General features: G+C 62.3%; 1 protein-coding gene. It reads right to left on the bottom strand.

Features of this window, described 5'->3' with window-relative positions:
- On the bottom strand, positions 1-284 hold a 284-nt coding region (locus U874_RS14930), incomplete at both ends, for a hypothetical protein (protein ID WP_025135140.1).

Raw genomic sequence — 284 nt, 5'->3', positions numbered from 1 at the left:
GCCGACGCCGAAGCCGAAGCGTTCACGTCACCAGCCGTAGCCGTGTCACCCTCGGTGCTCTTGTCACCCTCGGTCGACTTATCGCCCTCGGTGGACTTATCACCCTCGGTCGACTTATCGCCCTCGGTGCTCTTGTCACCCTCGGTGGACTTGTCACCCTCGGTGGACTTGTCACCCTCGGTCGACTTGTCACCCTCAGTCGACTTGTCACCCTCGGTGCTCTTGTCACCCTCGGTGCTCTTGTCACCCTCGGTCGACTTGTCACCCTCGGTGGCCTTGTCGGC

It is taken from the genome of Leucobacter sp. PH1c, from assembly GCF_000633415.1.
Classification (GTDB): Bacteria; Actinomycetota; Actinomycetes; order Actinomycetales; family Microbacteriaceae; genus Leucobacter.
The sequence above is the reverse complement of the archived record's forward strand: the minus strand, read 5'-3'. Positions and strand labels throughout refer to the sequence as shown.